25 protein-coding genes and 1 riboswitch are annotated in these 26,302 nt (G+C 73.2%); of the genes, 17 read left to right on the forward strand and 8 right to left on the reverse strand.

Features of this window, described 5'->3' with window-relative positions; all coding sequences use genetic code 11:
- Nucleotides 1–12: 12 nt before the first annotated feature.
- The 6 genes from shc to ACIRQY_RS01295 all read left to right on the forward strand — a co-directional run bounded on the left by shc (nucleotide 13) and on the right by ACIRQY_RS01295 (nucleotide 6,077).
- A complete protein-coding gene (shc, locus tag ACIRQY_RS01270; RefSeq protein ID WP_403921395.1) occupies nucleotides 13–2,040 on the forward strand; it encodes a squalene--hopene cyclase in 2,028 nt (675 codons plus the stop codon).
- The gene (locus ACIRQY_RS01275) at nucleotides 2,040–2,711 is read left to right on the forward strand and encodes a 1-hydroxy-2-methyl-2-butenyl 4-diphosphate reductase (protein WP_403921398.1); all 672 of its coding nucleotides are present in this window, start codon (nucleotides 2,040–2,042) and stop codon (nucleotides 2,709–2,711) included. Before shc ends, ACIRQY_RS01275 begins: the two co-directional genes overlap by 1 nt.
- Nucleotides 2,712–2,718: 7 nt before the next feature.
- Nucleotides 2,719–3,741, forward strand: a complete 1,023-nt coding sequence (gene hpnH / locus ACIRQY_RS01280; RefSeq protein ID WP_351779910.1) for an adenosyl-hopene transferase HpnH — start codon at nucleotides 2,719–2,721, stop codon at nucleotides 3,739–3,741.
- A 7-nt stretch (nucleotides 3,742–3,748) separates the two neighbouring features.
- Nucleotides 3,749–5,134 carry an aspartate aminotransferase family protein gene (locus ACIRQY_RS01285; protein WP_403921401.1) on the forward strand — a complete coding sequence of 462 codons (1,386 nt, stop codon included), beginning with the start codon at nucleotides 3,749–3,751 and terminating at the stop codon, nucleotides 5,132–5,134.
- A 128-nt stretch (nucleotides 5,135–5,262) separates the two neighbouring features.
- Complete coding sequence (locus tag ACIRQY_RS01290; RefSeq protein WP_351779906.1) at nucleotides 5,263–5,892, forward strand: XRE family transcriptional regulator; 630 nt, start codon at nucleotides 5,263–5,265, stop codon at nucleotides 5,890–5,892.
- 32 nt (nucleotides 5,893–5,924) lie between these two features.
- On the forward strand, nucleotides 5,925–6,077 hold the full coding sequence (locus ACIRQY_RS01295; protein ID WP_351779903.1) for a DUF6126 family protein: 153 nt from the start codon (nucleotides 5,925–5,927) through the stop codon (nucleotides 6,075–6,077).
- 259 nt (nucleotides 6,078–6,336) lie between these two features.
- On the opposite strand, the gene ACIRQY_RS01300 is transcribed toward ACIRQY_RS01295, so the two are convergent.
- A complete protein-coding gene (locus tag ACIRQY_RS01300) occupies nucleotides 6,337–7,158 on the reverse strand; it encodes a tyrosine-protein phosphatase (RefSeq protein WP_403921406.1) in 822 nt (273 codons plus the stop codon).
- A gap of 392 nt (nucleotides 7,159–7,550) precedes the next feature.
- Nucleotides 7,551–7,706, forward strand: a riboswitch (cyclic di-AMP (ydaO/yuaA leader).
- A gap of 4 nt (nucleotides 7,707–7,710) precedes the next feature.
- Here ACIRQY_RS01300 and ACIRQY_RS01305 point away from each other — a divergent pair.
- Complete coding sequence (locus ACIRQY_RS01305) at nucleotides 7,711–8,685, forward strand: peptidoglycan DD-metalloendopeptidase family protein (protein ID WP_403921409.1); 975 nt, start codon at nucleotides 7,711–7,713, stop codon at nucleotides 8,683–8,685.
- A 153-nt stretch (nucleotides 8,686–8,838) separates the two neighbouring features.
- Nucleotides 8,839–9,633, forward strand: coding sequence for an SGNH/GDSL hydrolase family protein (locus ACIRQY_RS01310; RefSeq protein WP_351791688.1), 795 nt, complete (start codon nucleotides 8,839–8,841; stop codon nucleotides 9,631–9,633).
- Here ACIRQY_RS01310 and ACIRQY_RS01315 read toward each other — a convergent pair.
- Genes ACIRQY_RS01315 through ACIRQY_RS01335 form a run of 5 tightly spaced genes read right to left on the reverse strand, consistent with a single transcriptional unit; the run spans nucleotide 9,620 to nucleotide 14,833 of the window.
- Nucleotides 9,620–10,480 (reverse strand): STM4011 family radical SAM protein, encoded by an 861-nt coding sequence (locus tag ACIRQY_RS01315; protein ID WP_403921412.1) that lies wholly within the window; start codon nucleotides 10,478–10,480, stop codon nucleotides 9,620–9,622. The genes ACIRQY_RS01310 and ACIRQY_RS01315 overlap by 14 nt on opposite strands.
- A 9-nt stretch (nucleotides 10,481–10,489) precedes the next feature.
- The gene (locus ACIRQY_RS01320) at nucleotides 10,490–11,836 is read right to left on the reverse strand and encodes an STM4012 family radical SAM protein (protein WP_403921415.1); all 1,347 of its coding nucleotides are present in this window, start codon (nucleotides 11,834–11,836) and stop codon (nucleotides 10,490–10,492) included.
- Nucleotides 11,833–12,654, reverse strand: coding sequence for an STM4013/SEN3800 family hydrolase (locus tag ACIRQY_RS01325; RefSeq protein WP_351791882.1), 822 nt, complete (start codon nucleotides 12,652–12,654; stop codon nucleotides 11,833–11,835). Before ACIRQY_RS01325 ends, ACIRQY_RS01320 begins: the two co-directional genes overlap by 4 nt.
- Nucleotides 12,655–12,710: 56 nt before the next feature.
- Nucleotides 12,711–13,877 (reverse strand): STM4014 family protein, encoded by a 1,167-nt coding sequence (locus tag ACIRQY_RS01330; protein WP_403921418.1) that lies wholly within the window; start codon nucleotides 13,875–13,877, stop codon nucleotides 12,711–12,713.
- Entirely contained in the window at nucleotides 13,874–14,833 is a 960-nt protein-coding gene (locus ACIRQY_RS01335) for an STM4015 family protein (protein WP_403921421.1), read from the reverse strand. The genes ACIRQY_RS01330 and ACIRQY_RS01335 overlap by 4 nt, the downstream gene beginning before the upstream one ends.
- Nucleotides 14,834–15,015: 182 nt before the next feature.
- Here ACIRQY_RS01335 and ACIRQY_RS01340 point away from each other — a divergent pair, with 182 nt between their 5' ends.
- The 3 genes from ACIRQY_RS01340 (at nucleotide 15,016) to ACIRQY_RS01350 (ending at nucleotide 17,652) form a co-directional block, all read left to right on the forward strand.
- Complete coding sequence (locus ACIRQY_RS01340) at nucleotides 15,016–15,342, forward strand: hypothetical protein (protein WP_351791702.1); 327 nt, start codon at nucleotides 15,016–15,018, stop codon at nucleotides 15,340–15,342.
- Between the two features lie 347 nt (nucleotides 15,343–15,689).
- The gene (locus ACIRQY_RS01345) at nucleotides 15,690–16,706 is read left to right on the forward strand and encodes a DUF6745 domain-containing protein (RefSeq protein WP_403921424.1); all 1,017 of its coding nucleotides are present in this window, start codon (nucleotides 15,690–15,692) and stop codon (nucleotides 16,704–16,706) included.
- Between the two features lie 175 nt (nucleotides 16,707–16,881).
- The gene (locus ACIRQY_RS01350; protein WP_403921427.1) at nucleotides 16,882–17,652 is read left to right on the forward strand and encodes an SIMPL domain-containing protein; all 771 of its coding nucleotides are present in this window, start codon (nucleotides 16,882–16,884) and stop codon (nucleotides 17,650–17,652) included.
- A gap of 496 nt (nucleotides 17,653–18,148) precedes the next feature.
- Here ACIRQY_RS01350 and ACIRQY_RS01355 read toward each other — a convergent pair whose 3' ends face one another.
- A complete protein-coding gene (locus tag ACIRQY_RS01355; RefSeq protein WP_403921430.1) occupies nucleotides 18,149–18,850 on the reverse strand; it encodes a TetR/AcrR family transcriptional regulator in 702 nt (233 codons plus the stop codon).
- 169 nt (nucleotides 18,851–19,019) lie between these two features.
- Nucleotides 19,020–20,198 (reverse strand): Glu/Leu/Phe/Val dehydrogenase dimerization domain-containing protein, encoded by a 1,179-nt coding sequence (locus tag ACIRQY_RS01360; RefSeq protein WP_403921433.1) that lies wholly within the window; start codon nucleotides 20,196–20,198, stop codon nucleotides 19,020–19,022.
- A gap of 520 nt (nucleotides 20,199–20,718) precedes the next feature.
- Between ACIRQY_RS01360 and ACIRQY_RS01365 the strand changes: the two genes are divergently transcribed.
- From ACIRQY_RS01365 to ACIRQY_RS01390, 6 genes are all read left to right on the forward strand, one after another.
- A complete protein-coding gene (locus ACIRQY_RS01365) occupies nucleotides 20,719–22,002 on the forward strand; it encodes an MBL fold metallo-hydrolase (protein ID WP_403921435.1) in 1,284 nt (427 codons plus the stop codon).
- 393 nt (nucleotides 22,003–22,395) lie between these two features.
- On the forward strand, nucleotides 22,396–24,252 hold the full coding sequence (locus tag ACIRQY_RS01370; RefSeq protein WP_403921438.1) for an ATP-binding protein: 1,857 nt from the start codon (nucleotides 22,396–22,398) through the stop codon (nucleotides 24,250–24,252).
- Nucleotides 24,253–24,259: 7 nt separating this feature from the next.
- Nucleotides 24,260–24,700 carry a roadblock/LC7 domain-containing protein gene (locus tag ACIRQY_RS01375; RefSeq protein WP_351791721.1) on the forward strand — a complete coding sequence of 147 codons (441 nt, stop codon included), beginning with the start codon at nucleotides 24,260–24,262 and terminating at the stop codon, nucleotides 24,698–24,700.
- Nucleotides 24,697–25,068 (forward strand): DUF742 domain-containing protein, encoded by a 372-nt coding sequence (locus ACIRQY_RS01380; protein WP_351791724.1) that lies wholly within the window; start codon nucleotides 24,697–24,699, stop codon nucleotides 25,066–25,068. The genes ACIRQY_RS01375 and ACIRQY_RS01380 overlap by 4 nt, the downstream gene beginning before the upstream one ends.
- Nucleotides 25,046–25,669, forward strand: a complete 624-nt coding sequence (locus tag ACIRQY_RS01385) for an ATP/GTP-binding protein (protein WP_351791727.1) — start codon at nucleotides 25,046–25,048, stop codon at nucleotides 25,667–25,669. The genes ACIRQY_RS01380 and ACIRQY_RS01385 overlap by 23 nt, the downstream gene beginning before the upstream one ends.
- Nucleotides 25,666–26,247, forward strand: coding sequence for a GAF domain-containing protein (locus ACIRQY_RS01390; RefSeq protein ID WP_351791730.1), 582 nt, complete (start codon nucleotides 25,666–25,668; stop codon nucleotides 26,245–26,247). The genes ACIRQY_RS01385 and ACIRQY_RS01390 overlap by 4 nt, the downstream gene beginning before the upstream one ends.
- Nucleotides 26,248–26,302 lie beyond the last annotated feature (55 nt).

A 26,302-nucleotide genomic window follows, 5' to 3' on the forward strand; every position in this document is an offset into this window, starting at 1 on the left:
AAAGGGGAAGCCATGACAGCGACGACCGACGGAAGCGCGGGGGCCGTGGGCCCCCGGGCGGCCGCGGCCAGCACCACGCACGACACCGACGCCTCCGGCGCCGACGGCCCCGCCGCACGGGCCCTGGAAAGGGGCGTCGGGCACCTGCTCGCCCACCAGGACCCGGCGGGCTGGTGGAAGGGCGACCTGGAGACCAACGTCACCATGGACGCCGAGGACCTCCTCCTCCGCCAGTTCCTCGGCATCCTCGACGCCGACACCACCCGGGCCACCGCCCTCCACGTCCGCCGCCTCCAGTACGAGGACGGTTCCTGGCCCACCTTCCACGACGGGCCCGGCGAGATCTCCGCCACCGTCGAGGCCTACGTGGCGCTGCGGCTCGCCGGGGACCCGCCCGAAGCCCCGCACATGGCCCGCGCCTCCGCCTGGGTCAGGGCGCGCGGCGGCATCGCCTCCGCCCGGGTCTTCACCCGGATCTGGCTCGCCCTCTTCGGCTGGTGGCGCTGGGACGACCTGCCGGAGCTGCCGCCGGAACTGCTCTTCCTGCCGAAGTGGTTCCCGCTCAACATCTACGACTTCGGCTGCTGGGCCCGGCAGACGATCGTGCCGCTCACCGTCGTCTCCGCGACGCGCCCGGTCCGCCCCGCGCCCTTCCCGCTCGACGAACTCCACACCGACCCCGCCCGGCCGAACCCGCCCCGGCCACTGGCCCCCGCGACCGGCTGGGACGGGCTCTTCCAGCGCCTCGACAAGGCGCTGCGCCTCTACCACCGGGTGGCGCCCCGCGCCGTCCGCCGCACGGCCATGAACCTCGCCGCCCGCTGGATCGTGGAGCGCCAGGAGAACGACGGCTGCTGGGGCGGCATCCAGCCCCCCGCCGTCTACTCGATCATCGCCCTGCACCTCCTCGGCTACGACCTGGGGCACCCCGTCGTGCGGGCAGGTCTCGAATCCCTCGACCGGTTCGCGGTGCGGGGCGAGGACGGTTCACGGATGATCGAGGCCTGCCAGTCACCGGTCTGGGACACCTGTCTCGCCACCATCGCCCTCGCCGACGCGGGGCTCAGCCCCGACCACCCGGCCCTGGTGAAGGCCGTGGACTGGATGCTCGACGAGGAGATCACCCGGACCGGGGACTGGGCGGTGCAGCGACCCGGACTGCCCCCGGGCGGCTGGGCGTTCGAGTTCCACAACGACACCTACCCCGACATCGACGACACCGCCGAAGTCCTGCTGGCCCTGCGCCGGGTGGACCACCCGAACCCTGCCCGGGTGCGGGCCGCCGCCGAGCGGGGCATCCGCTGGACCCTCGGGATGCAGTCGCGGAACGGCGCCTGGGGGGCCTTCGACGCCGACAACACCAGCGCGTTCCCCAACAAGCTGCCGTTCTGCGACTTCGGCGAGGTGATCGACCCGCCCTCCGCCGACGTCACCGCCCACGTCGTGGAGATGCTCGCCCACGAGGGCCTGGCCAAGGACCCCCGCACCCGCCGGGGCATCGCCTGGCTGCTCGCCGAACAGGAGCCCAACGGCGCCTGGTTCGGCCGCTGGGGCGTCAACTACGTCTACGGGACCGGCTCGGTGCTGCCCGCCCTCACCGCCGCCGGACTGCCCGTCACCCACCCGGCCGTGCGCCGGGCCGTCGACTGGCTCGGGACCGTGCAGAACGAGGACGGCGGCTGGGGCGAGGACCTCCGCTCGTACCGGGAGGAGGAGTGGATCGGCCGAGGCGCCTCCACCGCCTCCCAGACCGCCTGGGCGCTCATCGCGCTGCTCGCCGCCGGGGAGCGGGAGTCCGAGGCCGTCCGGCGGGGCGTCGACTGGCTCGCCGCCACCCAGCGGGAGGACGGCTCCTGGGACGAGCCCCACTTCACCGGCACCGGCTTCCCCTGGGACTTCTCCATCAACTACCACCTCTACCGCCAGGTCTTCCCGGTCACCGCGCTCGGCCGGTACGTCCACGGGGAGCCCGCGCCCGGCGGCGCGCCCGCGGGCGCGCCGGGTGCCCCGGTCGGCGCCTCGCTCGGCGGGGACCGCTGATGGGGCGGGAGCCGGGCCCCGCCGCCCCGCCGCCGCTGCTGATCGCCTGCGCGCTCGGCATCGAGCAGCTCGCCCTGCGCAGCGGCGACCGGGGCGGCGCCCCCGGGCCGGTCACCGTGCTCCGCACCGGGATGGGCCCCGAGCGGGCCCGTACGGCCGTGTCCCGGGCCCTCACGGCGGAGGGGGGCCGGGAGGCGGCCGTCATCGCCTCCGGCTTCTGCGCGGGCCTCGCCCCCGGAATGCACCCGGGTGACCTGGTCGTCGCCGGGGAGACCCGGGGAGCGGACGGCACGACGCTCTGCACCGGCGTGGAGCTCCTGGTGAAGGCCCTGGTCAGGGCGGTGCCGGGGCGGGCCGTCCACACCGGGCCGCTGATCGGCTCCGACCATGTGGTGCGCGGGCCCGAGCGGGCCGCGCTGCGGGCCACCGGGGCCGTCGCCGTCGACATGGAGTCCGCCGCGACCCTGGGAGCCGCCCGCGCCGCCGGGGGCCCCTGGGGCGGTCCGGACGTGCGCCCGGTTGCGGCCGTCCGGGTGGTCGTGGACGCTCCTGAACATGAGCTGGTCCGGATCGGCACGGTACGCGGGGGAATATCGGCCTTCCGTGTCCTTCGCGCAGTCCTTCCCGCGTTTCTCGAATGGCACCGTTCTTTGCTGCTCCCCAGGAGGTGAACGAGTTATGGCCATGCCGCTCCGTCAGTCCGTCCGGGTCGGGACCTACCTCTTCGAACAGAAGCTCCGCAAGCGGGACAAGTTCCCGCTCATCGTCGAGCTGGAGCCGCTGTTCGCCTGCAACCTCAAATGCGAGGGCTGCGGCAAGATCCAGCATCCGGCGGGCGTCCTCAAGCAGCGGATGCCGGTCGCCCAGGCGGTCGGCGCGGTCCTCGAATCCGGCGCCCCGATGGTCTCCATCGCGGGCGGCGAACCCCTGATGCATCCTCAGATCGACGAGATCGTCCGCCAGTTGGTGGCCAAGAAGAAGTACGTCTTCCTCTGCACCAACGCGATGCTGATGCGCAAGAAGCTGGAGAACTTCACCCCCTCGCCGTACTTCGCCTTCGCCGTGCACATCGACGGCCTGCGCGAGCGGCACGACGAGTCCGTCGCCAAGGAGGGCGTGTTCGACGAGGCGGTGGCGGCCATCAAGGAGGCCAAGCGGCGCGGCTTCCGGGTCACCACCAATTCCACCTTCTTCAACACCGACACCCCGCAGACGATCATCGAGGTCCTCAATTTCCTCAACGACGACCTCCAGGTCGACGAAATGATGATCTCGCCCGCCTACGCCTACGAGAAGGCACCCGACCAGGAGCACTTCCTCGGCGTCGAGCAGACCCGGGAACTCTTCAGGAAGGCCTTCGCCGGAGGGAACAGGCGCCGCTGGCGGCTCAACCACTCGCCGCTCTTCCTGGACTTCCTGGAAGGAAAGGCGGACTTCCCGTGCACCGCCTGGGCCATTCCCAACTACTCGCTCTTCGGCTGGCAGCGCCCCTGCTATCTGATGAGCGACGGCTACGTCCCCACGTACCGCGAACTCGTCGAGGACACCGACTGGGACAAGTACGGCCGAGGCAAGGACCCGCGCTGCGCCAACTGCATGGCCCACTGCGGATACGAGCCCACCGCCGTCCTCGCCACCATGGGCTCCCTCAAGGAGTCCCTGCGCGCGGTCCGGGAGACCGTCTCGGGGAACAACGGGTGAGCGACGCGTGAAGGGCGAGTTCGACCTGCGGGCGCTGCTCGCCGAGCGCGGCGGCGAGGGCTACGAGCTGCACGCCCGCCACCTCAACCACCAGCTGCCGCGCATGCTCCGCACCATCGGCTTCGACAAGGTCTACGAGAGGGCCGAGGGCGCCCACTTCTGGGACGCCGACGGCGTCGACCACCTCGACATGCTCGCGGGTTTCGGAGTGATGGGCCTCGGACGGCACCACCCGGTCGTCCGCAAGGCCCTCCACGACGTCCTCGACGCCCAGCTCGCCGACCTCACCCGGTTCGACTGCCAGCCGCTGCCGGGGCTGCTCGCCGAGCGCCTGCTGGCGCACAGCCCCCATCTCGACCGGGTCTTCTTCGGCAACAGCGGCACCGAGGCGGTCGAGACCGCCCTGAAGTTCGCCCGGTACGCCACCGGGCGCCCCAGGGTCCTGCACTGCTCCCACGCCTTCCACGGGCTCACCGTCGGCTCCCTCTCCGTCAACGGTGAGAAGGGCTTCCGGGACGGCTTCGCCCCGCTGCTGCCCGACACGGCGATCGAGCTGGGCGACCTCGACGCGCTGGAGCGGGAGCTGCGCGGGGGCGACGTGGCCGCCTTCGTCGTCGAGCCCGTCCAGGGCAAGGGCGTCCAGGAGTCCCCGCCCGGCTTCCTGCGGGCGGCCCAGGAGCTGCTGCACCGGCACGGGGCCCTGCTCGTCGCCGACGAGGTGCAGACCGGTCTGGGCCGGACCGGCGACTTCTACGCCTATCAGCACGAGGAGGGCGTCGAGCCGGACCTGGTCTGTGTCGCCAAGGCGCTCTCCGGCGGCTACGTGCCGGTCGGCGCCACCCTCGGCAAGGACTGGATCTTCAAGAAGGTCTACTCGTCGATGGACCGGGTCCTGGTCCACTCGGCGAGCTTCGGCTCGAACGCGCAGGCCATGACCGCCGGGCTCGCCGTCCTCTCGGTCATGGAGAACGAGGGCACGGTCGCCCACGCGCGCCGGATGGGCGACCTGCTCTCCGGACGGCTCAAGGAGCTGGTGCCCCGGTACGAGCTGCTGCGCGAGATCCGCGGGCGCGGTCTGATGATCGGGATCGAGTTCGGCCGTCCGTCCTCACTGGGACTGCGCGGGCGCTGGACGATGCTCCAGGCGGCCCGCAAGGGTCTCTTCGCCCAGATGGTCGTCGTCCCGCTGCTCCAGCGCCACCACATCCTGACCCAGGTCTCGGGGGACCGCCTGGAGGTGATCAAACTGATTCCGCCGCTGGTCATCGACGAGGCGGACGTGGACCGGTTCGTCACCGCCTTCACCGCGGTCATGGACGACGCCCACAGCGGTGGCGGGCTGATGTGGGACTTCGGCAGGACACTGGTCAAACAGGCGGTCGCCCAGCGCTGACCCGCGCGTCGCCGGGCCCCGGCCCCGGGGTCGTATCTCTCCGTGGCCGGGCCCGTACCCGCTCCCCGGGCTTTTGCCTCTGGGGCAAGAAACTTGCCTCAGAGGCACGATCCTGGCGGAATGGACCCATGGACCATGTCCCCGGGGACAACACCCCGGCCCCCGCCCTTCCCGACGTCCTGCCGGACGTCGCCCCGCAGCTGCGGGGCCTGCGCCGCCGCCGGGGACTGACCCTGGAGACCGCCGCCCAGCGCGCCGGTCTCTCGCCCGCCCACCTCTCGCGGCTGGAGACGGGCAACCGGCAGCCCTCGCTGCCCATGCTGCTCGCCCTCTCCCGCATCTACGGTACGACGGTCTCCGAGCTGCTGGGGGAGACGCCCCCCGAACGGGACCCCGTGGTCCGCGCCGGACGCTCCGAGCCCGTCGAGGCGGACGGCTGGATCTACCGGCAGGCCGGCAGCGCCGGGCGCGCCCTCCAGTGCCTGCGGGTCCACGTGCCGTACGCCACCCGTGCGGACATCGTGCGGGTCCACTCCGGTGAGGAGTGGATCCACGTCCTGGAGGGCCGGGTGCGCCTGGCGCTCGGCGAAGCCGTCCACATCCTCGACCCCGGGGACAGCGCGCACTTCGACTCGCTCACCCCGCACCGCATCGGCGCCGCGACCTCCAGCGGGGCCGAGCTGCTCTTCGTCCACACCCTGATGCAGAGCCCCGTCGCCGAGCTGTGCCTCGGCGACGGAACTCCGCACCGTCGCTGACCCCGCCTGATCCTTCCTCCGAAAGGTTCGACATGTCCGAGAAGCACGCAGCGGTCACCGGCGAGGAGCGCGGTGAGGGCAAGTTCCCCAAGGGCCTGGTGCTCCGCCTCTTCGCCTACCTGGTGGCGGGCCACCTCTTCGCCGGCTTCCTGTACCTGCTCTTCATGATGGGCGGGCAGAACTAGGGCCCGTCTGACAATTCCCGTCGTCGCCCGCAGGGCGGCCGCGCGGCGTCAGGTGCGTGCTCTCGGCGTGCTGGCCCCAGGCCCTCGTACTGGACGTACGTGGGTCTGGGGACGGTGCGCCGAGAGTGCGTGCATGGCGTCGTGAGGCAGGCGGGAATTGTCAGACGGGCCCTAGGGCGCGGTCGGCGAGAGGCGGTGGGCCCGTACGGGTTCGCCAGGGCCGCGCTCCACGGAGTCGGCGCGGCCCGGAGGGTCCGGCTCAGACCTCGGTGAGCAGGCGCTCCCGCAGTCGGCCGAGGGTCTCCGGGGTCAGCTTGAGGCCCTCGGCGAGGTAGGTGTCCACCGAGCCCCAGGTCTCCTCGATCGTCTCGAAGGCACCTCGCAGATACTCCACCCGCGCGTCGAACAGCGGGCTCAGCAGCTCCATCACCTCGGGCGACATGGCGTCCGAGGCGGTGGAGCTGCGGCTCACCTTGTACCGGCGGTGCGGGTCGTTCGACTTCACGTAGTCGGCCTCTATCGCCGAACGCTCGACCCCGAGGGCGAGCAGGGTGATCGCGATCGAGAGCCCGGCGCGGTCCTTGCCCGCCGCGCAGTGCATCAGCGCGGGGACGCTGTCCTCCGCGAGCGCGTGCAGGATGCGGCTGTGGTCGGCGGTCCGCTCGACCACCATCTTCCGATAGGAATCGGCCATCCGGTCGGCGGCCTTGTCCCCGCCGAGGATCTCCCGCAGCTGGGCGATGTCCCCGTCCCGCACCAGCCGCCAGAACTCCTTGCCGTCGGCCGGGTCGTTCAGGGGTATGTTCACGTTGCGCACGCCCGGAAGGTCGACGTCCGCCCCCTCGACGCGCACGTCGGCCTGGTTGCGGAAGTCGAAGACGGTGTGCAGGTCCAGCGAGGCGAGGAAGGCGGCGTCCTCCTCGGTCGCGTGGGCGAGGTGGCCGCTGCGGAACAGGCGGCCGGAGCGCACCGCGCGCCCGTCCGTCGTCGGCAGGCCGCCCACGTCCCGGAAATTGCGGACCTCGGCCAGCTCGGGCTCGTTCGCTTCGACGGGCGGGACCTGCGGCAGCTGCTGCGTCACGGATGCTCCTGGAGAAAGTGGCGTTCGGGTACGGCACGGGGCCGATTCCAAGGGTCAATCATCCAGGCAGGACGAACGGGGCGCACCCCCTGGATAGGAATGGGCGATCTGTCCGTATTCACACGTTCCGGATAACACGCCCTGATTGCAGATGAGATGGGAATCGGAGCGTGAGCAGCGTCATAGAAGTGACGGATCGTGCCCGGGCGCGCGACGCAATCGCCCTACGGAAAAAGGGAGTCGAAGCAGTGCCATCCACGGAGGGTGACCGGAATTCCGGGCCCGGCGGCGAGTGGGCGCGGAACTGATAAAGCATCGGCTTGTTCGCACCGAAACGCTCGTCTAGCGTCACCGTCAATCCGGTCGGACCGCCGAATCCTGCCACCGTCCGGAATTCCCACTCATCCCATGCATGGCAGGAGCGGGGGACCCATGAAGTACGCCGGTCCCGCGACGCAGGACGGCTCGGGGTGAAGTCGCGCGAGAGCGCGGCCGGACATCTCCCGTCCGAACCCGACAGCTCACCTCGCAGGCGCCGGAGAGGAATTCGCCATGCCCGCGAAGGGTAAGCACCGCCGTCCCAGGAACAACCCCCTCACCCGGGGCATCGCCGCCGCCGGTACGGGAGGCGCCGTCGTCGCCCTCCCGCTCCTCGGCGCCACCGGGGCCCACGCCGCCGAGCAGGCGGCCCCGACCGCCCCCGCGCGGACCGTCACCGTCGCCGCCCAGGCCAAGGCCCCTGCGGCGGCTCCGGTCACCGCCCCGGCCACGCCGAAGACATACGCCGTCGTCCGCGGCGACCACCTCTCGAAGATCGCCGCCGAGCACCGCCTGACCGGTGGCTGGCAGCGGCTCTACGCGGACAACCGCCAGGTCGTCGGCGAGAACCCCTCGTTCATCCTGCCCGGCATGAAGCTCACCCTCGGGGCGAGGAGCACCGCTCCCGCCGCCGTCCCGGCGAGCCCCGCCAAGGCCGCCCCGAAGGCCGAGCACAAGGCCCCCGCGCAGGGCTCCGGCGACTCCACGCAGACCAGCCGGAGCTCCGAGCGCCCGGCGGCCCAGGCCACCACCCCGGACTCCGGCTCGGCCACGACGCAGTCCTCCGGCTCCTCGGCCTCCTCCTCCGGCTGGGTCAAGCCCGTCAGCGGCGGCTTCTCCACCCCGTACCGCGCCTCCGGCTCCATGTGGTCCTCCGGCTACCACACCGGTGTCGACTTCATCGCCTCCTCCGGCACCACCGTCCGCGCCGTCGGCGCGGGCACGGTCGTCTCGGCGGGCTGGAGCGGCGCCTACGGCAACGAGGTCGTCATCCAGCACGCCGACGGCAACTACTCGCAGTACGCCCACCTCTCCTCGCTCGCCGTCTCGGCGGGCCAGGCGGTCTCCGGCGGGCAGCAGATCGGCCTCTCCGGCTCCACCGGCAATTCGACCGGACCCCACCTCCACTTCGAGATCCGCACCTCGTCGGGCTACGGCTCCGACATCGACCCGCTGGCCTACCTCCGCCAGCACGGCGTCTCCGTCTGACGCACCCGCCCCACCGAAGGCCCGGCACCCCCGTGTGCCGGGCCTCCGGCGTATTCCGGCTTGGCAATTTCTTTATCGGTGTCATATGTCACCCGGCGTCAACCCCTCCTTACGGTCGCGTAGGTCACATCCGAAAGGGAAGGATGTCGCTCCGTGGCAGACGATTCGAGATCAACAGACAAGAACGCATTCGGGTCGTACGCGGCGATCGGTGACAGCTTCACCGAGGGTGTCGGAGACCCCGGACCCGACGGGACGTACGTCGGATGGGCGGACCGCTTCGCGGTACTGCTCGCCGACCAGCTGCCGGAGCACGACGCCTTCCGCTATGCCAACCTGGCCGTACGCGGGCGTCTCCTCGACCAGATCGTGGCGGAACAGGTCCCCCGGGCGAAGGAACTCGCCCCCGACCTGGTGACCTTCTGCGCCGGTGGCAACGACATCATCCGCCCCGGCACGGACCCCGACGACGTCGCCGAGCGCTTCGAGCGCGCCGTCGCCGACCTGACCTCCGCCGTCGGCACCGTCATGGTGACCACCGGCTTCGACACCCGTGACATCCCCGTGCTCAAGCACCTGCGCGGCAAGATCGCCACGTACACCGCCCACGTCCGGTCCATCGCCGACCGCTACGACTGCCCGGTCCTCGACCTGTGGTCGCTGCGGTCCGTGCAGGACCGGCGGGCCTGGGACGACGACCGGCTGCACCTCTCGGCCGAGGGCCACACCCGGGTCGCGCTGCGCGCCGCCCAGGTCCTCGGTCTTCCGGTGCCCGCCGACCCGGACCAGACCTGGCCGCCGGTCCCGCCGCGCGGCACGCTCGAAGTGCGGCGCGACGACATCCACTGGGCGAAGGAGTACCTCGTGCCGTGGATCGGGCGCAGGCTGCGCGGCGAGAGCTCCGGCGACCACGTCGAGGCCAAGCGTCCGGACCTCATGCCCCTCTGAGCGGCGCCGCGGCGGGGATGCGCTCCAGGACCCCACCGGCGAACACGTCGTACAGCGGCAGCGTCTCCAGGTGGACGTAGCCGATGTGGCAGTCGCAGACGGAGAGGGGGCAGGCGCGGGGCCGCAGGGCCGCACGGTACGAACCGTCGTACAGGTTCCCCAGCTCGGCCCGGACGAAGTGGCAGCGCCGGACCGTGCCCTCGCCGTCCACCGAGATCACCGACTCCCCGGTGCGGCAGGGCAGCCCCGCCGAGCGGTGCGGCTGTCTGCTGTACGGGAAGAGGGGGTCCAGCTCCGTCCACCGCGCGGCCTCCGCGTCGGTGTACGTGTGCCCCTCGGCCGCGTTCACCCACAGGTACACGTGCGGCGGCAGCGCCTCCCGCAGCCGCCGCGCGTGCTCCAGGTGCTCGGGCAGCCCGACCACCCCGACGCTGAACCTGACCCCGAGGTCCGCCAGCTCCCCGCACTTGCCGAGGAACCGCTCGTACGGGGTCTGCCCGGGGTGGTACGTGCACCAGAGCGCCACGCTCTCCCGGTCCGCCTCGGCCAGCCAGTCGGTCCGGCAGCTCAGGTTCGTCTGGATCGCCACCCGCTCGATGTGCGCGAGCCGGGACAGGTCGACCAGCGCCCGCCGGTACCAGGACCGGACCAGGCCCTCGCCCCACGGGGTGAACAGCACGCGCAGCCGGTCCTCGGCCCGGTCGGCCGCCCACCCGGTGAACCGGTCGAGCGCCGCCCGGTCCGCACGCAGCAGCTCCTTGCTGTCACGGCGCTTGGCGAAGGGACAGTAGGGACAGTCGAAGTCGCAGGAGGCGAGCGGCCCCCGGTAGAGCAGGGTCAGGTCCACGGCCGCCCCCTACTTCGGCTCGTACGCGGCCATCGCCGCCCGCACGGCGGGGGAGAACAGCTCGGGGCCGAGTCCGTCGGAGTGCGCGAGCCCTTCCGGCGACAGCCGCAGCAGCCCCTCGGGCGCCCCCGCGTCCAGCCAGCCCCGTGCCTCGAACCGGGCCAGCTCCCCGGGGAAGTCGGCGAACGGCGAGGAACCGAACCGCTCCTCGTACCCCGCCACCGGCATCCCCGCCGCCTGGAGCAGCGACTGCAGCAGATGACGGCGACGGGCCTCCCCGGCGTCCACCCGTCTGCCCACCTCCGCGCGCGAGAAGTCCGCCGTCCCCGTGTACACGTCGATGATCGAGCGGATCTCCCGCATGTCCACCGCGTAGTCGAAGGAGTAGTGGAGCTCCGAGGTGTACGACCGGGCCCCGCAGCCCAGGCCGATCATCCCGTCGGTCTGGCAGGCGTGGTCGTCCGGACCCAGCGGCGCCGCGTCCACCCGCCGGAACATCCGCATCGACACCTGGGCGTAGCCCCGTGCCAGGAGATGGTCGCGGCCGTACCGGTACAGGCGCAGCCGGTGCGCGTCCCACTCCAGGTCCGCAGCCCCGCGCCCGGCAGCCGAGAGCCTGCCGAGCCCGGTCAGCGGCCGGACGTACAAGGGGTACAGATACAGTTCCTCCGGCTCCCAGGCGAGGGCCGCGTCCAGCGAGGCGCGCCAGCTCCGCTCCGTCTGCCCGTCGATCCCGTAGATCAGGTCGATGTTCAGCACCGGCACGCCGGTGTCCCGGATGCGGCCGAGGGCCGCCTCCACGTCGGCGCGGCGCTGCGGCCGGACCGCCGCCCGCGCCTCGGCCTCCACGAAGCTCTGCACTCCGATGCTGAGCCGGGTCGCGCCCCGCTCGGCGAGGACCGCGAGCCGGTCGGCGGTCGCCGTCGCGGGCGAGGTCTCCACGGACAGGGGGATCGCCCGCAGATCGGCCCCCATGCGCTTCTCCGCGATGTCGCAGAGCCGCTCCAGCTCGGCGGCGGTGAGGAAGGTCGGCGTGCCGCCGCCGAAGGCCGCCGTGGCGAACCGCACCGGTGATCCGTCCCCGAGGGCCTCGCGCACCGCCGTGGCCTGGCGGTCGAGCGCGTCGAGGTAGCGGGCGGTCAGCTCGTCCGGGGCGCCGATACGGGTGAAGAGGTTGCAGAACCCGCAGCGGACCTCGCAGAACGGTATGTGGGCGTAGAGGGAGAGCGCGTCCTTCGGCTCGTCCGCCCAGAGCGCGGCGAGCGGGGGCTTCGGACCGGGGAGCGGCCGGTACGAGGTCTTGTGCGGGTACGCGTACACATAGGCGCGGTACGGGCGGAGGGCGTCGTCCGTCATGCCGTGGCCTCCTGTCCGGGGCCCGCCAGCGCGAACTGCGCGTACGGGACGGTCCAGACCACCTCGTGGCCGAGACGGTGGCCGGTGTACCCGTCCTCCCCGTACGCCGTGCCGTGGTCGGAGCAGACGACCGCGAAGCACGGGCGGCGGCTGCTCATCGCGTCGAACAGCCGCCCGATGTGCCGGTCGACGTACTCCAGTGCCGCCGCGTGGGTGGCCCGGGAGTCGCCGGTCTCGCGGGTCGCGCCGGGCAGATGGAACCAGTTGGGCTGGTGCAGCGCCGACACGTTGACGAAGAGGAAGAGCTTCCGCTCGGGCGGCAGGGCGGCGACGACCTCCTCGGCGCACGCCACCTGCGACTCGAAGGACGTCGGGGAGGCCACGCCGAACGACGGCTCCCAGTGGCTCTCCTGGAACAGGTCCGGCAGCACGCTCCCGAGCGGCGGCCGCCTGTTGAAGAAGCCGACCCCGCCGACGCACACCGTCCGGTAGCCCGCGTCCGCGAGGCCCGAGACGAAGTCCGGGGTGTCATGGACCCAGGTGCCGTCGGCGGTCGACTCGCTGCCCGCGAAACGCGCCGCGAACAGGCGCGGATGCGGCCCCTGACCGGTCGGCGTCGGCAGGAACCCCGCGAAGATCGCCTGGTGAGAGGCGTAGGTGAAGCTGCCCGGCGCGTGCCGCCGCTCCCAGACCCCGCCGGGAAGATGCCGGGCCAGGTGCGGGATGCGGCCCTCGGCGGCCAGCTCCGCCGCCACGTCGTACCGGAGCGTGTCGAGGGTGACCAGGAGCAGGTCGTGGCTTCCGACGATCACGTTCATGTCGGGCCGGGGCATGTCGGGCCGGGTCGCGTGGTGCTGCTTCACATGGTGCTCGTTCACGTGGTGCTCGTTCCTGCGGTGCGGTCGTGGTGCCCCGGGGCCGGGGCACCTTGCGGTGGACGGAAGTCCGGGAACTGGGCGGCGACCTGCGCCGCGTAGGTGTCGAGGCCCTCGGCTCCGCTGCCGGGCAGCCCGGTGAGACCGGGCAGCAGATCGCCGAAGGCGTTGACCTCGCCCACGGCGAACCGGCGCCAGCCCGAGCCGGGCAGCAGGTCCACGCCCACGCACCGGGTGCCGGGGAAGACGGCGGCGGCCCGCTCGCACACCTCCAGCGCGTCTGTCCACCGTCCGCCCGCCGCCGCGATCGCGTCCCGTGCCGCCGCCAGATCGCCCCGGGCACCGCCCAGGTGCAGATTGGTCATGGGCGAGCGGCTGGTGCGGACGACGGCGTGGGTGGCCCGCCCGTCGACGACGACCACCCTCAGATCGGCCGCCCGGCCGCCCTGCGCCGCCTTGGGCAGCCACCGCTCGACGTGCAGACCGTCGGGAGCCAGGGCGTCCACGATCGCGGCGATCTCGTCCTCGCGCGAGTAGCGCCGGACCCGCAGCGAGTTGAACAGCCGCCCGTCGGACCCGCGCTCCACCGACGTGGTCGCCTGACACCGCCCCGCGCCGTTCGTCTCGACCGCGAGGACCCCCGAGGCGGACGAGCCGTGCGCGGGCTTCACGAACACCCGGCGCAGCCCCGGCCGCCCGGTCAGCTCCCTGAGGTCCGCCCAGCCGCGCACCGCCGGAGCGGCGGGCCCCGACGTCGGGGACTCCGGCACCGGCACCCCGGCCGCACGGAGCAGACCGTGGGTCAGCCGTTTGTCGAACAGGACCGCCAGCTCCGCCGGATCGTCCACCAGCGTGGCGCCCGCCGCTGCCACGGTCCGGCCGAGGTCCGCCGCCGCGGCGACGAACCGCGCGTACCAGCGGCCGGTGCCCTCGACCCGCGCCGGATCGTCGAGCCCCCGCAGCAGCCGGTCGGCCTCCGGGTCCTCCCCGGGCGAGTCCAGCCGCACGGTCTCGCCCGCCGCGAACCGCGCGGTGCCGCGCAGCACCTCGGGCCAGGACACCGCCCGCGCCTCGGGCAGTCCGGCGGCCCGCAGGGCGTCCTGGAAGAACGCGACGCGGCGGCCCGCCGGATCACCGACGACCACGAGGCGCGGGCGGGCGGTCATTCGGCGACCGCGACGTACCGGAAGACGTCGCCGTCGCCGTCGTCCTCCGGCTCCTGCGCGTCACTGAGATCGACGGTCACACCGTGCGGTTCGAGCGCGGCGAGCACCCGCAGCCGCACCGCGTCCGAGACGTAGTGGTGGGAGAGGTCGAGATGGCTGAGGTGCGTCAGCGGCTGCCCTTCGAGCAGCGCCGTCGCGCCCTCGTCGGTGAGCACCCCCATGGAGAGGTCGAGCCGCTCGATCCGGGCGACCACCGGGGCGCCCGCCACGGCGGCGGCCACCTCGTCCTGGATCAGGCTGTTGCGCAGCGCCAGTCTGCGCAGGGCCGGGAGGGACGAACCGTCGAGCACCGGGGCCAGGTCGTCCGGCGTGCTGTCGCCGCCGTACTCGTCGGTGCCGAGCCACAGTTCCAGGTCCTCCAGGGCGGGCAGGTCGCTGCCCGCGATCCCGCGCACCACCTCGGCGGGCAGACCGCCCGTCTCCACCACCAGCCCCCGCAGCCCGGTGTGCCGGACCGGCGGGAACACCAGACCCGTGCCCCCGCGCACACCGAGCCCGCGCAGCTCCGGGTAGGCGGCCAGCAACGGCGTCACGTCGGACTGGACGATCCACGAGATCTCGCAGTCCTCCACGACCATGTCGCCCAGGAAGACCGCTTCGAGCCCGGAGAGCCGGTCGTTGGCGCCGATCAGCGCCGTCACGACCTCCGCCGACGAGGTGTCGTACGCCTCGTTCCAGCCACCGACCACGAGGGCCCGCACCCGGCCCGCGTCGACCGCCTTCAGGAACCGCTCGAAGCGCGGTGCCCACTGCTCGTCCCGGGGGCCGCAGTACGTGGGGGCGGAGATCCGCCAGGCGACCGCCCCCGCGTCGGGCAGTTCGACCCGGGCTTCCGCGTCCGGGAACTCGAACACGGGCAGGCCGTGGAACTCCTGCAAGTAGTGGCCAATGGTCATGACTGCGCTCCCGGACGACGGATGACGTACGACGTACGCCGTGGATCGACTGACGCCAAGAGTTGTACCAAGCGCCGCTGACAACGCCCCCCGCCGGGTCGGTCCGGAGCCGATTGTCAGTGCCGGGCCCTAGCGTCGTTCCCGTGTCCGGCCACCGGTGCCGGACGGGGATGGGGAGAGCCATGTACCGGCAGGGAGACGTACTGATCGCGCCCGTCGACGAGACGGCCGTTCCGGCGCGTGCCAGGACCGCCCAGGGGGAACCCAGGGACGCCAGGGGCCGTATGGTCCTCGCCCTGGGCGAGGTCACCCGGCACGCCCACGCCGTCCCCGGGCCGGGCAGGCTCGTCAGGGAGCCGGGCCTCTTCGGCCCGCTGCTGCTCGAACTGCCCGAGGGCGGCCGGGTGGTGCACGAGGAGCACGCGCCGATAGCGCTGCCGAAGGGCTGGTACCGGGTGGTGCGTCAGCGGGAGTACGTGCCCGGCGCGTTCCGGATCGTCGCGGACTGACCGAGCGGGATCGGGCCGAGCGGCGAACCGGCCGGGATCCGGCCGCGCTCGAAGGCCCGGCCTAGGCACGCGGACCGGGGATCTGGTTGAACGGCCACCTGGCCGCCCGGCTGAACGGCCACCTGGCCGGGAGCCGTCTGTCGGGAGACCCGTCTGTCCGCAGACCCGGCCCGACGGAGAACCGGCGAATCCGGCCGAGCCGCCACCGGCCGGGCCCCGGCCGCTCGGACACCGCCCGACAGGGACTCCGCCGGACAGAGGTCCGACAGGGGTTCCGAGAATCCGACACAGATCCGACACAGACCCGGCCGGGACCCGGCCGGACAGAGACCTGGGGGGACACCGACATGAACCACACCACCGCACTCGACAAGTGGCGGTCCGTCGCCGCCGCCACCGGGCCCGCCGACCGGGCGGCCGCCGAGGCGGGAGTCCGGCACGCCTACCGGACGGCGGGGCTCCCCGCGCCGGAACACCTCGTCTGGGCCGACTCGCCGCTGGCCGCCGTCACCCTCGTACCGGCCTTGGCGGACCGGGGCCGCTCGGTACGGGACGAGGTGCGCACCCGGCCGTGGGCCGAGGAGCGCCGCCGCCTCCACGACGCGCTCGGCCCGGCGGGCTGGGCAGACCACTGGCGGAGCACCGGGGCCGTCCTGTGGGACCTCACCCGGATGCTCGCCGACCGGATAAGGGCCGGGGTGACGGACGCCTTGGAGGGCGCGGAGCGGACGCGGGAGACGGGCGACGCCCGCCTCCTGCTGCTCGACGCGGTGCTGGGCCAGCACGACGCCGCCTGGCTCGTCGCCTTCGAAGGACACGGGGAGCGGCTCGCGGGTCTCGCCGCCGTCGCCGAGCACGCGGGCTGGTGGTGGCCCTACGAGAACGCCGTCGTGCTCTGCGAGCGGCCCGTCACGCTGCACCGCGACGAAGCCGGCCGCCTCGACCGGGGCGACGGGCCCGCGCTGGCCTTCGCCGACGGCTTCGCCCTGCACGCCTGGCACGGCATGCCCGTGCCCGCCGCGTTCCTCGCCGGGCTCGCCGACCTCACCCCCGAGCGGATACGGGAGGAGGAGAACGCCGAACTGAGGCGCGTGATGCTGGAGCACTACGGCTACGACCGCTACCTCGCCGCCTCCGGCGCCCGGCACCAGCACCGCGACGAGACCGGCAGGCTCTGGCGGATCGCACTGAACGGCGACGAGGACGTGGTGATGGTCGAGGTCGTCAACTCCACGCCCGAACCGGACGGCAGCCACCGCACCTACTGGCTCCGGGTACCGCCCACCACCCGGACCGCCCGCGAAGGAGTCGCCTGGACCTTCGGACTGCACGCCGACGCCTACCGGCCGCTCGTCGAGACCTGAGCACCCGGCCGGGGACGGACAGTCCGTTCGGGACGAACCGGCTGGGAGCGGACAGCGCGAGGGGTACGGAAGAGTGAAGGGGACCGTTGCCAGGTGTGGCGTACGGGTGGTGGCGGCGCCGGGTGCTGGGATGTGCCCGCCGGAGCCCCGGCACCCATTCCCGAAGGGACCGCCCGTGACGATCCGACGGCCCAGTGCCGCCCGTACCGCCCGACTGCTCGCCGCCACCGCCGTGCTCGGCGGCCTCCTGGCCGCCCCCGCCGCCCCCGCCCTGGCCGCCACGCCCGAGCGGTCCGTCCCCCGCGCCACGGCCCCGGCGGAGACGCCCGCGACGGTCTCCGTCACCGGCAACGGACGGGCCGCCGCCGCGCCCGACCTGGCGATCCTGTCCGTCGGCGTCGAGGCCACCCGCAAGACGGCGAAGGAGGCGATGGCCGCCCAGAGCAAGGCGTCCGAAGCCCTCCTGGACGTCCTGCGCAGACAGGGCATCGAGCAGCGGGACATCCGCACCGACAGCCTCTCGCTCGCCCCGGTCTACACCCAGAACACCGAGGGGGAGAGCAAGGTGACCGGCTACCAGGCGGGCCAGACCTTCTCGGTGAAGGTCCGGGACATCGACCGGACGGGCCATGTCATCGGCGTCGTCAACGACGCCACGGGGGAGGAGGGCCGGATCAACGGAGTCGTCTTCGACGTCGCCGACCCGACCTCGCTGCGGGTGAAGGCCCGGGAGGCGGCCTACCGGGACGCGCACGACAAGGCGGAGCAGCACGCCCGGCTGAGCGGCCACCGGCTCGGCCGTCTGGTCTCCCTCAGCGAGGGCGAGTCGGTACGCCCGGGCCCCGGCGCCGCGCCCGGCATGTCGGCCGACGAGCCGAGCGTGCCGCTGGCTCCCGGTGAGATCGAGGAGCAGATCACGGTCTCGGCGGTCTTCGAACTGGTCTGAACGGAGAACGGCCACGAGCGGCCGACCCGAACCGGCGAGGCCCACGGGCGGACCCGGCGGCCGGCCGGACCCGATGAGGGCCACGGTCATGGGCGAGCGGGGCGCTCGGTCCCACGGTCCGAGGGGCGGTGGGCCACCGGGCCCTGAGGGCCCATGCGGCCGCGCGTCGGTGGTCGGCCCCGAGGCCGCTCCCGCCGCGACGGTCCGCCGGTTCCCGCCCCGGTGCGGTCCGTCGGTCGACCGTCCGGCAGACACCGCCGCCTGCCGGTGCCCGGACCGGCGGACGCCGTCCGACCGGTCCGCGTACCGGCCGGACGACGACGGCCGTCAGCCGGTCGCCGGTCACGCGGTCGGACGCCGCGCCGGTCGATCCGTCGGTCCGTCGGTCCTTCGGTCCGTCGGTCGACGGCCGGACGATCACGCCTCGCCTCACCGCTGGGGCGGCCGTTGTCCCGGAGGCCGGGGGTCGACGGTCGGCCCGTGCGCTCCCCGGCGGTCACGTGCGCCCGTTCGCCCCGGGTTCCTCGGCCGGTGCGCCGGGCGCCCGCGTCTCGGTCGTGGCGGTCGCCTTCTCGTCGGTCGTGCCGCCGCCGTCGCTCCCGGGGGCCGGGAGCCCGAGTTCACGGACGAGTGCGGCGTCCGCCCAGCGCAGCATCGCGGCGCGGGAGAGGCCCCCGGGGTAGGCGGTCGTCTGCACCGCGAGGCCGTCGAGGAAGGCGGTGAGCCGCCATGCCGCCGCCATCGGGTCCGCGCAGTGGAACTCCCCGGTGGCGGTCCCCTCCGTGATCACTTCCACCAGCGACCGCTTCCACTCCTGGTCGAGGGTGTGCGCGACCTGTCGCAGCTCCGGGTCACGCAGTGAGGCCGCCCAGCCCTCGATCCACAGCCGCCAGCCCTTGGCCTGTCCCGTCGGGGCGTACCAGCGGACGGCGGCGCGCAGCCGCCGCACCGCGCTCGAGCGGCGCCGGAGGATCTGCCGGAGCTGGGTGAGGTCACCCTCGGCGGCATGGGTGAAGGCGGCCGCGACCAGCTGTTCCTTCGAGGAGAAGTGATAGAGCACCAGGGCGTTGCTGACACCCAGCGCGGTGGCGACGTCGGAGATCCGGACGGCCGCGACGCCCCGGGCCTCGATCTGCTCGACGGCGGCCCGGAGCAGTTCCTCCCGCCGTTCGGCCACGCTCAACCGCACTCTTGCCACCCGGGCAGCCTACACAGCACATGACACGGGCATGATCATCACAAGGGTCTGCCCCGTACGGTCCGCCACGCGACGCCCGCCGTTCCCACCCGTCAGGGGCCATGCACCGCCCCTTTCGGCCGGTGCTGCCGGGGGCGTGTGAGCCCGTCCCGTACCGCTTTCGGTGGACTCAGTACCAGCCGTAGCGCTCGGCGATCACCGGCAGCCGTTCCGCGACCAGCGCGTGTGCCGCGGCGCGCGGGCTCGTGCCGTCCGCCTCCGCGCGGTCGAGCATCCCGCCGACGAGCGCCCTCATGGCTCCGCGTACCCGGTCGAAGGCCTGGTCGGCGTCGGCCTCGATGTCACCGAAGAGCGTCCACCACCACCAGGCGTTGGTGCACGAGTTCACGACCACGTCGGGCAGGACCGTCACACCGCGCGCGGTGAGCGCCTCCTCGGCGTCCGGCAGGACCGGCATGTTGGCGGCCTCGGCGATCCAGCGGGCCGTGATCCGGCCCTGGTTCCCGGCGTCGATCGCGTACGAGACGGCCGCCGGGACCAGTACCTCCGCGTCGGCCGCGAGCCAGGCCTCGCCGGGTTCCTCCCGGTCACCGGGCCCCAGGGCCGCGCGGTCGACGGCCCCGTGGGCGTCCCGTGCGGCGAGCAGGGCCTCGACGTCCAGGCCCCCGGGGTTCACGATGGTGCCCCGGACGTCGGCGACGGCCACCACCAGAAGACCCGCCCGCGCCAGGAACCGGGCGGTCGCCCCGCCCATCGTGCCGAGCCCCTGCACGGCAACCCGGGTCCCGAGGTGCTCCCGCCCGGCCCGGTCGAGGGCGACCAGTACGGACTCGGCGACCCCGAGACCGCCGACCAGCGCGTCGAGCCCCATGCCGTCCACCCGGACCGCGAAGGCGTCCGCGAGCCGTTTCCGGGCGGCGGCCTCGTCGTCGAGGAGCGGGTACACGGCCTGCACGGAGGAGACGAGACCCGCCTCGGCCACGGCCCGGTCCACCACCTCCTGGGTGAGCCCCAGGTCCTCACCGGTGGTCCAGAACCGCTCGACGTACGGACGCATCGCGCGCAGATACCGCACCAGTACGCCGTACGCCTCGGGGGACCGGGGGTCACAGTCGACGCCGCCCTTGGCGCCGCCCAGCGGCACGTACCGGGCGGTCTCGTCGTAGTGCAGGGCCTCCTTCATGGTCATGCCACGGGCGAGTCCGGCGACCTCCGCCTCCGTACAGCCCTCCCTCATCCGCAGTCCACCGCTGGCCACCCCGCGCACCAGTCGGTCCACCACGAGGTACCCCCGGCGCCCGGTCACATGATCGGTCCAGCGGACGGACATCAGGGGGGCGGCACTCATGACGGGACTCCTCCGGGTGGGACGGACCGCGCGGCCCACACCGACCGCGGCCGCCCATACTGAACAGTGATTCAGTATGAAGGGTGATCCGGCGCACCGGACGCTCGCCCTCCGGCGACCGTGGCCGTCCCGCAGACGAACGCGACCTCCCCGCCGACGAGCGCGACCGGCCGCGGCCCGCACCTCCCACCGTCAGCCTGCCCTCCCTGCCGTCCCTGCCGTCCCTGCCCTCCGGTCACGACCGGACGGTCCTGTCCGGTCGGCGGGCACCGGCGGGCCGGTCCGTGCCCTCCCGCCGGCCACGAACCGACCACCTCGCCCTTCCCCGGTACCGGCCGGACCGTGCCTGCGGCGATCGACCACCCCATGCCGCCCCCGGCCACCCCGCTCTCTCACCGCCCAGAACACCCGCCCCGGCCCCTCCTCCCGCCCATCAGCGATCTCCTCCGCCCCTCCCGCCCCCGTCGTCCTTCGCGGGAGCCGCCCATAATGGAACGACCCCCAGAGATCAGGAGGTCCTGTGACCGGTACCGGCTCCGACCGTTCGCCGCGGGCGCGGCTGCGCGCGCTGCGCCCCGAGTCCTTCGGCGCGGACCCCACGGGTGCGCGCCTCGCCCGCATCCGGCGCTCGCCGAACTTCGCGGACGGAATCTTCCAGAACCCCGAACAGGCCCGCCGGGGCCCCTCCGGCTCCGGCGTCGAGTTCGCCAAGATCTACTTCGACAAGGAAGGCCGCTCGCGCCGCGCCCCCACCGGCACGATCCCGGTCCACCCCACCACCGTCGCCGACCTGGCCCGCCCCCCGGCCACCGGCCTGCGGCTGACCTGGATGGGGCATTCCGGCGTCCTCGCCGAGATCGACGGCCACCGGGTCCTCTTCGACCCGGTCTGGGGCGAGCGCTGCTCCCCGTTCCCGTTCGCGGGGCCGAAGCGCCTCCACCCGGTGCCCGCGCCGCTCGCCGCGCTCGGCCCGGTCGACGTCGTCGTGATCTCGCACGACCACTACGACCACCTGGACCTGCCGACGATCAAGGAGCTGGCCGCCACCGACACCGTCTTCGCGGTGCCGCTCGGCGTCGGCGCGCACCTGGAACGCTGGGGCGTCCCCGCCTCCCGGCTGCGCGAGCTGGACTGGAACGAGTCCACCGTGATCGGTGACCTGCGGCTGACCGCCACCCCCGCCCGGCACTTCTGCGGCCGGGGCCTGCGCAACCGCCAGATGACCCTGTGGGCGTCCTGGGCGGTCGCCGGGCCCGAGCACCGTGTCTTCCACAGCGGCGACACGGGCTACTTCCCGGGGTTCAAGGACATCGGCGAGGCCCACGGGCCCTTCGACGCCACCATGATCCAGATCGGCGCCTATTCGGAGTTCTGGACCGACATCCACATGACGCCCGAGGAGGGGATGCGGGCCCATCTGGACCTCCAGGGCGGCGGTCCCGCCGGAGTGATGCTGCCGATCCACTGGGGCACCTTCAACCTGGCCCCGCACCCGTGGGCCGAACCGGGGGAGGGCACGGTGACGGCCGCCGCCGGGGCCGTCCAGCGCATCGCCCTGCCGATCCCCGGCCAGCCCTTCGAGCCCGGCGCCGAGCGGCTGCCGGACACCCCGTGGTGGCGGCCGGTCGCCAAGGCCCCCCAGGGCGGATGGAACACCACGGGCGTAACAGAGGGTGACGGTCACCCCAGGGGTGTGGCCGGAGCGGATGCGGACGAAAAGGCCGCCACGGGGGCCGGGACCTCTCCCGGGGGTCCCGGTACGGACTCCGGCCGGGGCGCCCCGGAGGCCGCGCGGACCCCCTGACGCAGGGAAGCGGACCGAGTGGGTCCGCTTCTGTCCCGGAGGCGTACGAGAGCCAGGCCGGGGGCGATTTCCGCAGAGGGCGGAGGTGTGACGACACCTCCGCCCTCTGTCGTTCCAGCCCGTCCAGCCCGTCCAGCCCGTCCAGACGGTTCTTCCCGGCCATGCCGTTCGCTTTCGGCCGGTGTTCTCGGTCAGCCGTGCGAGCGGCAATACCAGACGAGGTAGCTCTACGGGTGAGTTTGCCAACTGCGCATCGCGCGTGAACGGTTGGCGACTACAGTGTGTGGTCGGTGATCATCGGTAGGTTCATCGCACCCCGCCGTCGACCCCGTGAAGAATCCACCCTCAGCGACCCCCGCAACGCCGATTCCTGGGCACGTACCAAGGACACTCATGTCTCAACTTCGCGCACCCGCCCCGCGGTCCGATCGCCGCGAGGGCGGGCGGCACGGCCGGCCGGGCGCCCGGCCCGCCTCCGGCGGCAACACCCCCCAGGTGCAGCCCCCCGCGTCGCACACGACGGAAGCCCGCATACGCCCCCAACTCCTGCGGACCTCGGTGCTCCCCGCCGTCGCGGTGGCGCTCGGCTGGGCCGCGGCCGTCCTGTTCACCATCCGGTCCACCGGTGCCGAACCCACCTCCGGCCTCTGGATCGCGCTCACCGGCGCCGCCGCGCTCACCGTCGCCTCCGTGACCGCCGCCGCGCTCGGCGCGGACCGCGCCGCGAGAGCCGTGCGCGACCGCTGCGAAGCCCTGCGCCGCTCCGGTGTCAGGGGACAGTCCGAACTCCGCACCATCGTCGAACAGTTGAGCAAGGGGGAGCAGCTCCCGGCCCGCGCGGCCCTTCCGCCGAACACCGCGGGAGACGACGAGTTCGACCTGCTCGCCCGGGAACTGGCCCGCTCTCAGGAAGCCGCCGTGGCCGCCGTCGTCCAGGCCGCGAAGCTCGCCGGTCCCACCGGCAACGAGCAGAAGGTCGAGGTCTTCGTCCACCTCGCCCGGCGCCTGCAGTCCCTCGTCCACCGCGAGATCCAGCTCCTCGACGAACTGGAGAACGAGGTCGAGGACCCCGACCTGCTCAAGGGCCTGTTCCACGTCGACCACCTGGCCACCCGGGTCCGTCGGCACGCCGAGAACCTGGCGGTGCTCGGCGGCGCCGTCTCCCGCCGCCAGTGGTCGAACCCCGTCAGCATGACCGAGGTGCTGCGCTCCTCCATCGCGGAGGTCGAGCAGTACCCCCGGGTGAAACTGGTCCCGCCGATCGACGGCACCCTCCGTGGCCACGCCGTCGCCGACGTCATCCACCTCCTCGCCGAGCTGGTCGAGAACGCCACGCTCTTCTCCGCGCCGCACACCACCGTCCTGCTCCGCGCGCAGTACGTCTCGGCGGGCCTCGCGATCGAGGTCGAGGACCGCGGCCTCGGTATGCCCGTCACCGAACAGGCCAGGATGAACACCCTGCTCGCCGACCCCGACCAGGTCAGCGCCGCGCACCTGCTCCAGGACGGCCGCATCGGACTGTTCGTCGTCTCCGCACTGGCCCGCCGCCACGGCATCACCGCACGCCTCCAGTCCAACATCTACGGCGGTGTCCAGGCCGTCCTCGTCCTCCCCCAGGGCCTCCTCGGCACCGACGCCGACTGCCTGTCCACACCCGAGCGCCGGCCCTCCGCCCACCCCGTACCCCCGGTGCCCGCACCCGGCCAGAGCCCGGCACCGACCGCCTCGACACCCCCGCCGAGGCCCGCGCCCCAGACCCCCACCCCTCTTCCGGCCCCCACCCCCCACAGTCACCCGGAGCCCGCCCGCGCCCGGAGGAGGAGGAACGGATACGGCGAGCAGCCCCGTACCTCCACGTCCGGCCCCTACGACGACCCCAGCCGCACCCCCGCGCCCACCGGGTACACGGAGCCCCCTCGCCCCCCGGCCCCCCACGGCCACCCCGACCCCACCCGTACCCCCGCCGCCGCCCCCACCCGGTCCGACGACGCCCCTACGGGGCCGCCCGCATCCCTCCTCGCGCCGCTCCCCACAGCGCCCGCGGACGGTGGGCGGCCCCTGCTCCCCAGGCGACGCGCCCAGGAACACATCGCGCCCCAACTGCGTGACGAACCCCTGGCCCGCAAGCCCGAGGACCACGCCCTGCACGACCCCGGCCTGATGGCCGCGTTCCAGCGCGGCATCGGTCTCGCAGAATCCCAGCCGACCCCCCACGAACCGTCGCTCCCCGGCGACGCGCACAAGGAGTAGATGCACCATGGCGAGCAGTGTGCCAACCGGCCATTCCTCGGACCTCGACTGGTTGCTGAGCGGACTCGTCCAGCGGGTCCCCTACACCCGTAACGCCGTCCTGCTCTCCTCCGACGGACTGGTGAAATCCGTCCACGGCCTCGACCCCGACGCCGCCGACCACATGGCCGCCCTGGCCTCCGGCCTCTACTCGCTCGGGCGCAGCGCGGGCGCCCGTTTCGGCGACGGCGGCGAGGTCCGCCAGGTCGTCGTGGAACTCGACTCCACCCTCCTCTTCGTCTCCACCGCGGGCTCCGGCACCTGTCTCGCGGTCCTCGCCGGCCGGGAGGCGGACGCCGCGGTCCTCGGGTACGAGATGGCGATGCTGGTCAAGAGCGTCCGGCCGTACCTGGTCACTCCCGCGCGGCAGGCGGCCGGTGCGATGGGCGGCTACGGGCAGCCCGCGTGACCCTGACCCCGGAAGGGCCCTGGCTCGACGACGCGGCGGGCCGCCTGATCCGTCCGTACACCGTCAGCGGGGGCCGGACCGAGCCGACCACCGCACTGGACCTGCTGTCCATGGTGATGGCGACCGGAGCGTCGCCGCAGGCCCACCTGGGGCCCGAGCACAGTCTGGCCCTCGGGCTGTGCGAGGGACCCACCTCGGTGGCCGAGATCGCGGCGCACCTGCGCCTCCCCGCCGTGGTCACCAAGATCCTCCTCTCCGACCTCGTGGACTGCGGCGCGCTCACCGCCCGCGCGCCGCTGCACCACGCCCATCCGACCGACCGTTCCTTGCTGGAGGCAGTGCTCGATGGCCTACGACGACGGCTCTGAGCGCCGCGAAACGCCCGCGACCGATACCTTTCCCACCGCGCTGAAGATCCTGGTGGCGGGCGGTTTCGGCGTGGGCAAGACCACCCTCGTGGGTGCCGTCAGCGAGATCGCGCCGCTGAGCACCGAGGAACTGCTGACCTCGATCAGCGTGGCCACCGACAGCCTGGTGGGGGTGGAGTCCAAGACGACGACCACCGTCGCGATGGACTTCGGCCGCATCACGCTCGACGACCGGCACGTCCTCTACCTCTTCGGGACCCCGGGCCAGGAGCGCTTCTGGTTCATGTGGGACGAGCTCTCCGAGGGCGCCCTCGGAGCGGTCGTGCTGGTCGACACCCGCAGGCTCCAGGACTGCTTCTCGGCGGTGGACTTCTTCGAACGGCGGGGCATCCAGTTCGTCGTCGCGGTCAACGAGTTCGACGGGGCGTTCCGGTACGAACCGGACGAGGTGCGGGCCGCGCTCGACCTCAGGCCGGAGGTACCGGTCGTGCTGTGCGACGCCCGTACGTCCAGCTCCGGCATCCGCACCCTGCTGACCCTCGTCCAGTACCTGCTCGCCGCCCTCCCGGCCGGTGCGCCGAGCTACGGAGCCATGCCATGACGTACGACCCGACGTGCCACCTGCTGCTGACCCCGGTGGACAGGGAGGCGCCGGTCCGCGCCCGGCGGCTGCGCGAGCTGGGCCTCGGGGAACGGGCGGACCCGGCGTTCGACGCGTTCGCCCAGCGGCTCGCCGAGGTGACCGGGGCGCCCTTCTCGATGGTCAACTTCATCGACGAGAACCGCCAGTTCTTCGCGGGGCTCCACACCCCCGAGGGCACCCTCTCGGGGAGCGACCTGGGCGCGGCGGCGGCAGGCGCCGCGGCGGCGGGCAGTCTGGGCCGCCAGCTGGCCCGCGACCGGGGCTACTGCCCGTACGTGGTCGTCCGCCGCAAGGCGCTGGTCCTGGAGGACGTCTGCGACTACCCGCGCTTCGCGGGGAACCCGGTGGTGGACGAGATCGGCGTCCGCTCGTACATGGGGGCCCCGCTGATCGACCGCACGGGGGTCGCTCTCGGTGCCGTCTGCGTGTTCGACACCGAGGTGCGGGCCTGGGGGCGCGCGGGGCTGGAGACGATCAAGGCGATGGCCGCCGAACTGGTGGAACAGATCCACCGCCGCGAGGAGGGCCTGCTCTGACCCCGGCACCTCACCGCCCGGAAAGGGGTTCGTGACCACCGGGGAAAGTGCGGTA

The sequence above is a fragment of the Streptomyces sp. NPDC101490 genome (genome assembly GCF_044767145.1).
Lineage (GTDB): Bacteria > Actinomycetota > Actinomycetes > Streptomycetales > Streptomycetaceae > Streptomyces.

Coding starts and splice junctions, on each gene's coding strand:
- ACIRQY_RS01295 (WP_351779903.1), top strand. CDS start 5,925: ATGTCCGAGAAGCACGCAGCGGTCACCGGCGAGGAGCGCGGTGAGGGC.
- shc (WP_403921395.1), top strand. CDS start 13: ATGACAGCGACGACCGACGGAAGCGCGGGGGCCGTGGGCCCCCGGGCG.
- ACIRQY_RS01275 (WP_403921398.1), top strand. CDS start 2,040: ATGGGGCGGGAGCCGGGCCCCGCCGCCCCGCCGCCGCTGCTGATCGCC.
- ACIRQY_RS01385 (WP_351791727.1), top strand. CDS start 25,046: ATGGCCTACGACGACGGCTCTGAGCGCCGCGAAACGCCCGCGACCGAT.
- ACIRQY_RS01345 (WP_403921424.1), top strand. CDS start 15,690: ATGAACCACACCACCGCACTCGACAAGTGGCGGTCCGTCGCCGCCGCC.
- ACIRQY_RS01330 (WP_403921418.1), bottom strand. CDS start 13,877: ATGACCGCCCGCCCGCGCCTCGTGGTCGTCGGTGATCCGGCGGGCCGC.
- ACIRQY_RS01370 (WP_403921438.1), top strand. CDS start 22,396: ATGTCTCAACTTCGCGCACCCGCCCCGCGGTCCGATCGCCGCGAGGGC.
- ACIRQY_RS01375 (WP_351791721.1), top strand. CDS start 24,260: ATGGCGAGCAGTGTGCCAACCGGCCATTCCTCGGACCTCGACTGGTTG.
- ACIRQY_RS01360 (WP_403921433.1), bottom strand. CDS start 20,198: ATGAGTGCCGCCCCCCTGATGTCCGTCCGCTGGACCGATCATGTGACC.
- ACIRQY_RS01325 (WP_351791882.1), bottom strand. CDS start 12,654: ATGAACGTGATCGTCGGAAGCCACGACCTGCTCCTGGTCACCCTCGAC.
- ACIRQY_RS01320 (WP_403921415.1), bottom strand. CDS start 11,836: ATGACGGACGACGCCCTCCGCCCGTACCGCGCCTATGTGTACGCGTAC.
- ACIRQY_RS01290 (WP_351779906.1), top strand. CDS start 5,263: ATGGACCATGTCCCCGGGGACAACACCCCGGCCCCCGCCCTTCCCGAC.
- ACIRQY_RS01335 (WP_403921421.1), bottom strand. CDS start 14,833: ATGACCATTGGCCACTACTTGCAGGAGTTCCACGGCCTGCCCGTGTTC.
- hpnH (WP_351779910.1), top strand. CDS start 2,719: ATGGCCATGCCGCTCCGTCAGTCCGTCCGGGTCGGGACCTACCTCTTC.
- ACIRQY_RS01390 (WP_351791730.1), top strand. CDS start 25,666: ATGACGTACGACCCGACGTGCCACCTGCTGCTGACCCCGGTGGACAGG.
- ACIRQY_RS01305 (WP_403921409.1), top strand. CDS start 7,711: ATGCCCGCGAAGGGTAAGCACCGCCGTCCCAGGAACAACCCCCTCACC.
- ACIRQY_RS01340 (WP_351791702.1), top strand. CDS start 15,016: ATGTACCGGCAGGGAGACGTACTGATCGCGCCCGTCGACGAGACGGCC.